Source organism: Streptomyces sp. NPDC088400, from assembly GCF_044753355.1.
In the GTDB taxonomy this organism is placed as follows: Bacteria; Actinomycetota; Actinomycetes; order Streptomycetales; family Streptomycetaceae; genus Streptomyces.
Genome location: NZ_JBIVMZ010000002.1, coordinates 779,555 through 790,081 on the forward strand (window position 1 = coordinate 779,555; position 10,527 = coordinate 790,081).

Sequence of the window (10,527 nt, forward strand, 5' to 3'; positions counted from 1 at the left end):
ATTCAAATCTCAGATTGTTCACATCCCGGATTGTTCATGGATCAGCTTGTTCATGGAGGAGGAACGGTGACGTTGGCCGGCAAGACCGCGCTCATCACAGGAGCCGGCAGTGGAATGGGGCTCGAGACCGCGAGGCTTCTCGCCCGTGACGGCGCCACCGTCGTACTCGTCGGCCGTCGGCAGAAGGCGCTCGACGACGTCCGGGACACGATCCACGCCGACGGCGGAACCGCCCACGCGATCGCGGCGGACATCACCCGCCCCGACGACGTGACGCGCGTCATCGACCGTGTCCACGCGGAAATCGGCCCGGTCGACATTCTGATCAACAACGCGGGAAGCGCCTCGTCGGTGCTCAACCCGCAGTGGCTGCCGCACGACGAGTGGCGCCACGTTCTCGACGTGAACCTCACGGCGGTCTTCCAGCTCACCCAGGCCGTGCTCCCCGACATGCTCGGCCGCGGCACCGGAACGATCGTCACGGTCTCCTCGCTCGCCGCCGTCAACCCCAACCTGCTCGGCGGGGCCGCCTACGGCGCGGCCAAGGCAGGTGTCCGCAACTTCATGACCTTCCTGCACAACACCTTCCGCAACCAGGGGCTGCGGGCCATCACCGTGCTGCCCGGCGAGGCGGACACCCCCATCCTCGACGACCGGGCCCGGCCGCCGGCCACCGAGGAACGCGCCCACATGGTGCGGTCCGAGGACGTGGCGGAGGCGATCCGTCTCGCGGTCACACTTCCCCAGCGGGTCGTCCTCCAGGAGATCGTCGTGGCCCCCACCCGGCAGCGCGACACCTCCGCCGACATCGAGATCAGCCGCTGGGCGGGCGCTCCCGCCGGCGCCTCACCCCACAACTGACCACTTCTCGCCTCCAGCTCTCGCCTCCAGCTCTCGTCTCCAGGAGGAGCCGCATGCCGCCCACCACCGCCACAACGCTGCCCCCCTTCGCACCCGCCGACGCCGTCGCCCGGATCGCCGCGGCCTCCCGCCGGACGCAGCAACCGCAGTCCGGAGGCGACCTCGTCTCCCTCGCCATGGGCGAGCCCGACTTCGACACACCTGAGCAGGTGACCGAGGCGGCCCACGCCTCGCTGCGCGCCGGGCGCACCCACTACTCGCCGCTGCTCGGCGAACCGGCGTTGCGCGAGGCGCTCGCCGAGAAGCTCGCCGCCGTCGCCGGGGCACCGGTCTCCGCCGCCGACCTCCTGATCACCCAGGGCGGAACCGCCGGTCTCGCCGCGTCGATCCTCGGCATCGTCAACCCCGGCGACAAGGTGGTCGTCCCCGACCCCACGTACTCCCTCTACGCCGACCTGGTGAGCATGGCCGGAGGCGTCGTCGTGCCCGTACCGCTCGGGCCGGACCTGCACTGGGACCTCGACCGGCTGGCCGACGCCCTCACCGGCGCGAAGCTCTTCGTGTTCTGCAACCCGGGCAATCCGACCGGCATCGTGCACGGCCGCGACGAACTCGAAGCGCTCGCCGGCCTGCTCGACGGCACGGACACGATCGTCATCTCCGACGAGGCGTACTCCGACCTCGACTACACCGGCCGGCCGTTCACCTCCGCGGTCTCGGTCGACGGCCTGCGCGACCGTACGGTCTACTGCCAGACCTTCTCCAAGAGTTACGCGATGACCGGCTGGCGCGTCGGCTACCTCTGGGGCCCGTCGCCGCTCATCCAGGCCTCCGCGCGCATCCACAACACCTTCAACGGGTCCATGAACACCGTCGTCCAGGACGCCGCGCTCGTCGCGGTGCGGACCTGTGACGCCGACATCGCCAGGATGCGTGCCGCGTACGAGCGTCGCGGCGAGATCATGCGCGCGGAACTGGCCGCGATCCCGGGCCTCACCCTGAGCACGCAGGAGGGGGCATTCTACCAATTCCCGCGCTACGACCTCGACTTGCCCTCGGCCGAGGTCGTCGCCGCGCTGCGCGCGCACGGTGTCGCCGTCCGGCCGGGAAGCGAGTTCGGCGCCCAGGGCGAAGGCCACCTGCGGTTGTCGTACGCTGCCAGCCCGGAATCCATCATCGAGGGCGTCCGCCGACTGGCTCGCGGCCTCTCGGCTCTTCAGTGAACGCCACCTCACATGCAACGGGAGAGTCGACCCATGCGCAGTGACACCGAGCGCAACCGCAAGTACCTCATCAAGGCCGCCGCGCTGCTGTTCGAGAACTCGCCGACGCCGGTCAGTCTGGCCGAGATCGCCAGACACGCCGAGGTGTCCACCGCGACGGCCTACCGGCACTTCTCCTCCGTCGAGGAGATCCTGCACGCCTTCCGGGCACAAGTCGGCTCCGAACTACGCGACTTCAGCGCGCGGCAGACCACCCGGGGCATGGCGAGGCTGGAGGCGGTGTCCCGCTACTGGGTGTCGCTCGTCCTCGAACACGGCGGGGCGATGGCGCAGATGCGCTCGCACCGCGGCTACCTCGAACGGCTGCGTGAGGGCACCGGCTATCTCGCACCGCAGGCCGAGGCGCTCGCCGAGCCCCTGCGGCAGACCACCGAGGAACTCGGGCTCGGGGACCTCGGGGACGAAGCCCTGTTCCTCTGGAACGGCCTGTTCGACCCCCGGGACATCCTCGACCTCATCAAGAGTGGACGACCCGAGGACGAGGCGGCCACCTGTCTGGTGGCCGCACTGCGCGGTGCCCTGATCGGCTGGGCCACGGCGGCGGACCAGAACAACTGAGGTCGAACCGGGGACGGAGACCGTCTCCCCTGAACGGAGAGAAAGCAGTCATGGACGTCAGTGCGCACATCGAGGCCGTCTACGAGGAACTCTGCCGACGGGACCCCGGCGAGACCAGTTTCCACCAGGCCGCCCGCGAGGTCCTGCACGCCATCGGCCCCGCGCTTCAGGCACATCCGGAGTACGTGGACGCCCGGATCGTGGAGCGACTGTGCGAACCCGAGCGGCAGTTGCTCTTCCGGGTCCCGTGGGTCGACGACCTGGGGAGGGTACGGGTCAACCGTGGGTTCCGGGTGGAGTTCAGCAGCGCCCTCGGCCCGTACAAGGGGGGCCTGCGGTTCCACCCGAGCGTCACCCTCGGCATCGTCAAGTTCCTCGGCTTCGAGCAGATCTTCAAGAACGCGCTGACCGGCATGGCGATCGGCGGCGGCAAGGGCGGGGCGGACTTCGACCCCAAGGGGCGCTCGGACAGCGAAGTCATGCGGTTCTGCCAGGCGTTCATGACCGAGTTGTACCGTCACCTGGGCGAGCACACCGACGTGCCCGCCGGGGACATCGGTGTGGGCGCGCGGGAGATCGGCTACCTCTTCGGCCAGTACAAGCGGATCACCAACCGCTACGAGGCAGGCGTCCTCACCGGCAAGCCGGTCGCCTGGGGCGGCTCGCACGCACGTACCGAGGCCACCGGCTACGGAGCGGTGTACTTCGCCCAGGAGATGCTCGCCACTCGCGGTCACGGTCTCGACGGGCGCCGGGTCGTGGTCTCCGGGTCGGGAAACGTCGCGGTCCACGCCGTCGAGAAGGTCCACACCCTGGGCGGCCGCGTGGTGGCCTGCTCCGACTCCTCCGGGTACCTGGTCGACGAGGACGGTATCGACCTGGACCTGCTCAAGGACGTCAAGGAGGTGCGCCGGGCCCGGATCTCCGCCTACGCCGAGGCGAAGCCGGCCGCACGGTTCTCCGCCCGTGGGTCCGTGTTCGACGTGCCGTGCGAGGTCGTCCTGCCGTGCGCGACCCAGAACGAGCTGAACCAGCAGGACGCCGTGGCGCTGGTGAAGAACGGGGTGCTCGCCGTCGCCGAGGGCGCGAACATGCCCTGCACACCCGAGGCGGTGGAGGTGTTCCGAGGGGCGCGTACGCTCTTCGGTCCGGGCAAGGCGGCCAACGCGGGCGGCGTTGCCACCTCCGCGCTGGAGATGCAGCAGAACGCCTCCCGCGACAGCTGGACCTTCGAGCGGACCGAGAACCGGCTCGCCGCGATCATGCGCGAGGTGCACACTCAGTGCCGCGTCACCGCCGAGACCTACGGCGGTGACGCGGACGACTACGTCCTCGGTGCCAACATCGCCGGCTTCCTGCGCGTGGCGGATGCCATGACGGCTCAAGGAGTGGTGTAGCCGCTTGCGGGATCCGGCCCGGTGGCACGCTCGTCAGGCCGAGTCATGCTCGTCTCGTCAGGCCGTGTCCTGCTCGTCAGGCCGTGGCGCGCCGCTCCTCGGCTCGCTGACGCAGTGCCTTCTTGTCCGGCTTGCCCGCGTCGGTCAGCGGCAGCGTCTCCACGAAGGTGATGTCGGCCAGTTCGTACATCGCACCCCGCTCTTCCCGTACCAGGGCGCGCAGTTGCTCCTGATCCAAGCCGCTGCCCGGAGCGGGGACGACCGCCGCGTGAACACGCTCCATGCGGTCGGCGTCGCGCACACCGAAGACGGCGCTCTGGTGTACCTGCGGGTGGGAGTTGAGCAGGTCCTCCAACTCGCTGGTGTACACATGTCCGCCGACCACCACGATCATGTCCTTGAGCCGGTCGACGATGGTGAGGTAGCCGTCGGCGTCGAGGAAGCCCACGTCTCCGGTGTGTGCCCAGCCGTCCCGAAGCACCTCGGCGGTCAACTCGGGCTGCTTCCAGTAGCCCTGCATGATGCTCGCGGACCGTACGCAGATCTCGCCGTGCTCGCCGAGGGGCAGGTCGCGTCCGGACTCGTCACGGATCGCCACCTCGACCCAGGGCAGCACCTTGCCGGCGGACCGCAGCCGCTCCGGGCGCTCGGGGTCGTGGTCCGCCGGGGGCAGGATGCTGATGATGCCCGTCTCGTTCTGGCCGTAGAACTGCGCCAGCACCGGGCCCAGGCGCCGGACGGCGTCGGCGATCCGGGCCGGGGAGGACTGGCAGCCTCCGTACGTCAGGCTGCGCAGGCTGGAGGTGTCCGTCCCCGCCGCGTCCGGGTGGTCGATGAGCCGGTACAGCAGGGGCGGCAGCAGGAACAGGTCGGAGACGCGTTCGCGTTCGATCGTGGCGAGCACGGTGGCCGGGTCGAAGTCGGGGAGCAGCACGACCGTGCCGTTCGCGTGCAGTACGGCGTCGACCGCCATCCCGGCGGCGTGCGCGATCGTGGTGCACACCAACAGCCGCGGCGGCTCCCCGCCCTGAGCTCGCAGCGGGTTCGCCGGCCGGCCGGCGGCGTCGGGAGCCTCGGTCTGCGTTTCCCGCTGTGCGCGGGCCTCCCCGCGGAACGCCTGGATCTGCTCGAAGGTGCCGCAGATGCCCTTGGGGTGGCCGGTCGTGCCGCCGGTGTGGCGGATGGAGAAGACGTCGTGCGGCTGGGCCTGGCTCGCGAACGGTTCGCCGGTCTGCTCGGCGGCCAGCTCCAGCAGATCGACGCCCACCTTCGCCGGGCCGAGAGTGAGTACGGTCGGGACCGGTGCCAGGCCGATCACATCCGCGGCACGTTCGTCGTAGTCGGGGTCGACGATCAGTGTGCGGGTCTCGACGTCGCGGACGATCGTCGCCTGCACGTCGGCGGCGAGTTTGTTGTAGAGGTGGTTGACCCGGCAGCCGATCAGATTGGCGGCGTAGCGTACGGCGATGGCCTCCGGGAGGTTACCGCTCAGCAGGGTGACGGTCTGGCCGCGCTCGACGCCCTGGGCGTGAAGTGCCCACGCCATGCGGTGGACGAGGTCGCGGAACGCGCCGGCGGTGATGCGCCGCCCTTGGTGCACCAGCGCCTCGCGCTCCGGTGAGACTCCCAGCGCGTCGAGGTTCTCCTCCACGTAGGTGCGGAAGTTCGGTTCGACGACGGGCATGTGTGATTCCTCCTGACCTGGCGCGGTCATGCGGGTGCCGGCGCCAGCGGTAGGTGCGTTACGGACGTGGTGCGGGCTTCTGACGGGACGTCGGGGTGACGGGCCAGAGCACCACTCATTGGTTGCTTGAGGCAACTAGGCCATGTTATCCCTTATGCCTCATCACCTCCAACTCGCCCGCGTGCGCTGTCCGGACGCCGCGCCGCACCGCATCCGACGCGTAGTGGTGCCCAGTTGCGCGTCCGGAGGGAAGCCGATCGAAGGCCAGGACCGGTCGGTCTGAAACCGGTCCAGTAGGCCGACGTTGCGGAGGTGCCCGGGACGAGTGGGTCGCGTGGGTCGAAACGCCGCACGGGCCGATACGGCCTCAGGCGTGGAAACCGTTGCACACGACGGACGTGTACTCCGTGGGTCCGCCCTCGACGTGGTACAGCACCACCGTCCAGTCGCCCCTGTCGTCGCCCACCGGGATCGCGTCGACGACTCCTCCGTCGAAGTGGGCCCGGAAGTCGTCGGGATAGCTGAATTTGATGGTCCCGCCCGACGGCCACCGGGAGTAGAGGTCGACGGGCTTGCTGGTGAACCCGATGCCCTTGCCGACGGATCGCGTGGGCCGGCCGGTCTTGCGGTCGGTCTCGTGTGGCGGCCGTACGCCCACGGCCATGTAGTACGGCGCGGGGCGCTTCCCCTGCCCGGCGTTCTTGGGGCGCATCGCCACCGAGGCGGTGTCTGTGCCGGTGGTGTGCGAAACGGAGGACTGCAGATCCATCGGCGGTGAGGACTCGGCGAGGCTGGCCAGGTCACAGGAACCGATGCCCTGGACGGCCTGCGCCGGATCCTCCGAGAGGGCCCAACGGTCTTGCGAGACACGGTCGTTCATGATGTGGTCCGGCGGCTGCCCGGCCGGAGCGTCGGCAGTCGATCCGGACGTGGTCCGTGATGCCGACGCGGTGGCTTCCGTGGCGGGTGCGTCGGTGGGCGCGTCCCCCTGGCCCTTGCTGTCCGTTTCCGGGAGCAGCCAGACGGTGACCGTGGCGGCGAGTACCACCGCACATGCCGCGAGCCAGCCTCTTCGACGTGGGGTGCGGGCGGGCGGGACCCGCTGATCCGGCTGATCGAACGGTGTGGTGCCGGGTGGCTCCGGAAGTACCGTCGCGCCCACTCGTTCCGCCACGTGATCCACCGGCCCGCGATCCCGCGGCCGTGTCGTGGCCCCTGTCCCTGGTTCCGGCTCCGACCGCGCGTGTGTGGTGAACGACGAGGCAGGCGTGCTCAATTGCCCGGGTACGGGCCCGGGTACGGGGTCGGCGCTGTGGGCGACCGAGCGGTAGTGGGCGTCCGTCGCCAGCGCCGAGTCCACCGCGCATCCGGCGATCACGGCGGACAACTCCGGCCGATCCGCCGGGTCCTTGGCGACACACCGCCGGATCAGCTCGGCCAACTCGGGCCGTACCCCTGCCAGGTCGATGTCCTCGTGCACGGCCCGGTAACTCACCACCGCCGAGTCTCCCGTGCCGTACGGGGGCCGGCCGGTCGCCGTGTACGCGAGCGTCGCCCCCAGCGCGAAGACGTCGGCCGGCGGTCCGACCTCGTTCCGCAGGACGACCTCGGGCGCCGCGTACCCCGGGGTTCCGGGCGCCATCCCGTCCCGGGTGAGAATCGTCTGCTCAAGACCTCGCGCGATGCCGAAATCGATCAACTGCGGGCCCTGCGGCGAGAGAATGACGTTCTGTGGTTTCAGGTCCCGGTGCGTGACACCGTGGAGATGGACCGCCGCCAGCCCCTCGGCGAGCGCGGCGAGCAGCCGCAGGGCACTGTCCGGCGGGAACGGACCACTCGCGGCCACGGCGCCCCGCAGAGTGGGCCCGGCCACGTACTCGGTGGCCAGCCAGTAGGGAGACGTGTCGAGTGAGGCCTCGATCAACTGGGCCGTGTAGGCGCTGCGTACGACCTCCACGGTCGCGGCCTCCCGCCGGAACCGGGCCAGCGCCTCGGGGTGGTCACTGATCTCGTCACGGATCACCTTTACGGCCACCAGCCGTCCGCCGGGCGACCGGCCGAGGTACACCTGGCCCATGCCACCCGCGCCGAGACGGGCAAGAAGCTCGTATGCGCCTATTCGCGCCGGGTCTTGAGGTCGCAGTGCATCCACGGCATGACTGTGCCACATGACGGCCTTCGCGGCCCCCGCCCGAGCGAACCGGGACGGAGGCCGCATCGCCAGGGCGTTGGGCTCTTACGCGGTCTCGGTCCGCGTTTCGGCCACCGCGCGTGCGCCGGGCTCCGGTTGCGCCGCCGCCGCGGTGTCCGGGCGTTTGCCCGGCAGGAAGGACGCGATGGTGAAAGCGACCAGGGCCGCGCCCGCGCCGATCGCCATGACCGTACGGAAGCCGTTCTGCGAGGGCAGCTCGATCGGTCCGAGGGCCGTGGTCATCTGCGCGAGGACGACACCGGCCACGGCGCTGGCCATCGACGTGCCGACGGAACGCATCAGGGTGTTGAAGCTGTTGGCGGCGGCGGTCTCCGACACGGGTACCGCGCCCATGATCAGTGCGGGCATCGCCCCGTAGGCCAGTCCGATCCCGGCGCCGATCGTGGTCGAGACCAGCATCAGCTGCCAGATCGCCGACATCAGGCCGATGCTCACCCCGTACCCGGTGGCGACGACCAGGGCGCCCACCATCAGGGTCACCTTCGGGCCGCGTGTCCGGGTGATGTACGCGGAGACCGGTGCCATCACCATCATCACCAGTCCGGAGGGGCCCATCACGAGGCCCACGGTGACCATCGAGGCACCGAGACCGTAGCCGGTGGACTCGGGCAGCTGGAGTACCTGGGGCATGACGAGGGAGTTGGCGAACATCGCGAAGCCGAACACGGCGGAGGCGATGTTGGTCAGCAATACCTGACGGCGGGTCGTGGCGCGCAGATTCACCAGAGGCTGCGCCGTGCGGAGTTCCCACCGGCCCCAGAGCACCAGAACGATCGCGGCCGTCGCGAGCAGGCCCAGGGTGAGCGGGCTGGCCCACCCCCAGTCCGCGCCCTTGGAGATGGCCAGCAGCAGGCTCACCAGCGCGGCCGACAGCCCGACGGCTCCCACCATGTCGAAGCGTCCGCCGGTACGGATCCGGGATTCCGGTACGAGAGTCAGGACGAGGACCGCGGCCAGCGCGCCCATGCCCGCGGCTCCCCAGAACAGCACGTGCCAGTCGGTGTTCTGGGCCAGGAAAGCGGCGGTGGGAAGGCCGAGGGCGCCGCCGACGCCGAGGGAGGCACTCATCAGCGCGGTCGCCGATCCGAGCCGCTGGGCGGGCAGTTCGTCGCGCATGATGCTGATGCCCAGCGGGATGACGCCGGCGGCCAGGCCCTGGAGCGTCCGGCCGACGATCATCGGTGCCAGGCTGTCGCTGAGCGCACCGACCACCGACCCGGACACCAGCAGGGCGAGGCTGGTCAGCAGCGCGCGCCGCTTGCCGTACATGTCGCCCAGCCGCCCCATGACCGGGGTCGCCACGGCGGCGGCGAGCAGGGTGGCAGTGATCGCCCAGCTCGTGTCGGCCGCCGAGGCGTGCAGGAGCCGGGGCAGCTCGGGTATGAGCGGGATCACGATCGTCTGCATCAGGGCGACGGTCACCCCGGCCAGGGCGAGCACGGCCACCAGGCCGTTCGTCGTCTCCCGCTGGGCTTCTTCGGGGGTTTCCCCTGTCTGAGGTGAAGCGCTGGGCGCCACTCAAACCTCCGCGTGGTGTGGGGCGGCAATGGCCGGTTCTTAATTCAGTTGCTTGACTTACTTTAGCAAGCTGGTTTCACTGATCATGTGCGCGAACGACGGAACGCGAACGACGCAACGCGAACGACGGAAGAGTGACGGAAGGGGACCGCGGTGATCCAGGAAGACTTCGGGACACTGACCTGGCCACTGTCGGCGAACGGCGCGCCGGAGCCTCGGACGTCCCCAGCCGTCGGCGGCCCGCGCGAGCTCCCGGCGAGGTGGTGACGGTGGTCTCCAGAGCCCGCTCCCATCGAGCCGACGCCACCAAGGAAACGATCCTCGCCGTGGCCGAGCGCCTGTTCGCGGAACACGGAGTGATCGCCGTCTCCAACCGGCAGATCAGCGAGGCCGCGGGACAGGGCAACAACGCGGCGGTCGGCTATCACTTCGGCACCAAGACCGACCTCGTCCTGGCGATCGTCCGTCACCGCGACGAGCGGATCGCCGCCATCCGGGCCCGGATGCTGGAGGAGATCGGCGACTCCACCGAGGTGCGCGACTGGGTGGCCTGCCTGGTCCGGCCGGCCGCCGAGCACTTGGACGAGCTGGGCAGCCCCACCTGGTACGGGCGGTTCGGAGCTCAGGTGATGTCCGATCCCGTGCTGCGTGAACTCATGATCGACGAGACGTTCGGACCGTCCGTGCAGCGGACCCTGGACGGACTGAACCGGTGCATGCCCGCCATGCCGCCCCTCGTCCGGATCGAACGAGGCGACCTGGTGCGCAACGTGATGGTGCACATGCTCGCCGAACGTGAACGCGCCCTCGCCGATGGCGCCCCCACCGCCCGGAGCGACTGGCACTCCTACGCCACCGGGCTCATCGACGCGATCACCGGACTCTGGGTCGCCCCCGTCACCCCCGACCGGTGACTCCGTCCACGACCTGGGCCGCCGGACGTACGGCGCGACAGCCAGTCGGTGACCCGTCCGTCACTTGCTCATCCGTGGGCGTCGGGCACAGGCCCGATGC

8 protein-coding genes are annotated in these 10,527 nt (G+C 70.0%); 5 read left to right on the forward strand and 3 right to left on the reverse strand.

Annotation, left to right across the window (positions count from 1 at the left end):
* The first annotated feature begins 36 nt into the window (after positions 1-36).
* From ACIQD6_RS07580 to gdhA, 4 genes are read left to right on the forward strand one after another with little or no spacing between them, the layout of a single operon-like run.
* Entirely contained in the window at positions 37-861 is an 825-nt protein-coding gene (locus ACIQD6_RS07580; RefSeq protein WP_401879275.1) for an SDR family oxidoreductase, read from the forward strand.
* 53 nt (positions 862-914) lie between these two features.
* Positions 915-2,084, forward strand: a complete 1,170-nt coding sequence (locus ACIQD6_RS07585) for a pyridoxal phosphate-dependent aminotransferase (RefSeq protein ID WP_401879278.1) — start codon at positions 915-917, stop codon at positions 2,082-2,084.
* Positions 2,085-2,117: 33 nt separating this feature from the next.
* Entirely contained in the window at positions 2,118-2,702 is a 585-nt protein-coding gene (locus tag ACIQD6_RS07590) for a TetR/AcrR family transcriptional regulator (protein WP_401879280.1), read from the forward strand.
* A gap of 50 nt (positions 2,703-2,752) precedes the next feature.
* Positions 2,753-4,099, forward strand: coding sequence for an NADP-specific glutamate dehydrogenase (gene gdhA, locus ACIQD6_RS07595; protein WP_401879282.1), 1,347 nt, complete (start codon positions 2,753-2,755; stop codon positions 4,097-4,099).
* A 76-nt stretch (positions 4,100-4,175) separates the two neighbouring features.
* Here the strand turns inward: gdhA and ACIQD6_RS07600 are convergent, their stop codons facing one another.
* The 3 genes from ACIQD6_RS07600 to ACIQD6_RS07610 form a co-directional block, all read right to left on the reverse strand.
* Complete coding sequence (locus ACIQD6_RS07600) at positions 4,176-5,783, reverse strand: AMP-binding protein (RefSeq protein ID WP_401879284.1); 1,608 nt, start codon at positions 5,781-5,783, stop codon at positions 4,176-4,178.
* Positions 5,784-6,150: 367 nt separating this feature from the next.
* Positions 6,151-7,953, reverse strand: a complete 1,803-nt coding sequence (locus tag ACIQD6_RS07605) for a serine/threonine protein kinase (RefSeq protein WP_401879286.1) — start codon at positions 7,951-7,953, stop codon at positions 6,151-6,153.
* Positions 7,954-8,019: 66 nt separating this feature from the next.
* Entirely contained in the window at positions 8,020-9,513 is a 1,494-nt protein-coding gene (locus ACIQD6_RS07610) for an MFS transporter (protein WP_401879288.1), read from the reverse strand.
* Between the two features lie 260 nt (positions 9,514-9,773).
* Between ACIQD6_RS07610 and ACIQD6_RS07615 the strand changes: the two genes are divergently transcribed.
* Positions 9,774-10,427 carry a TetR/AcrR family transcriptional regulator gene (locus ACIQD6_RS07615; protein WP_401879592.1) on the forward strand — a complete coding sequence of 218 codons (654 nt, stop codon included), beginning with the start codon at positions 9,774-9,776 and terminating at the stop codon, positions 10,425-10,427.
* The last annotated feature ends 100 nt before the right edge of the window (positions 10,428-10,527 follow it).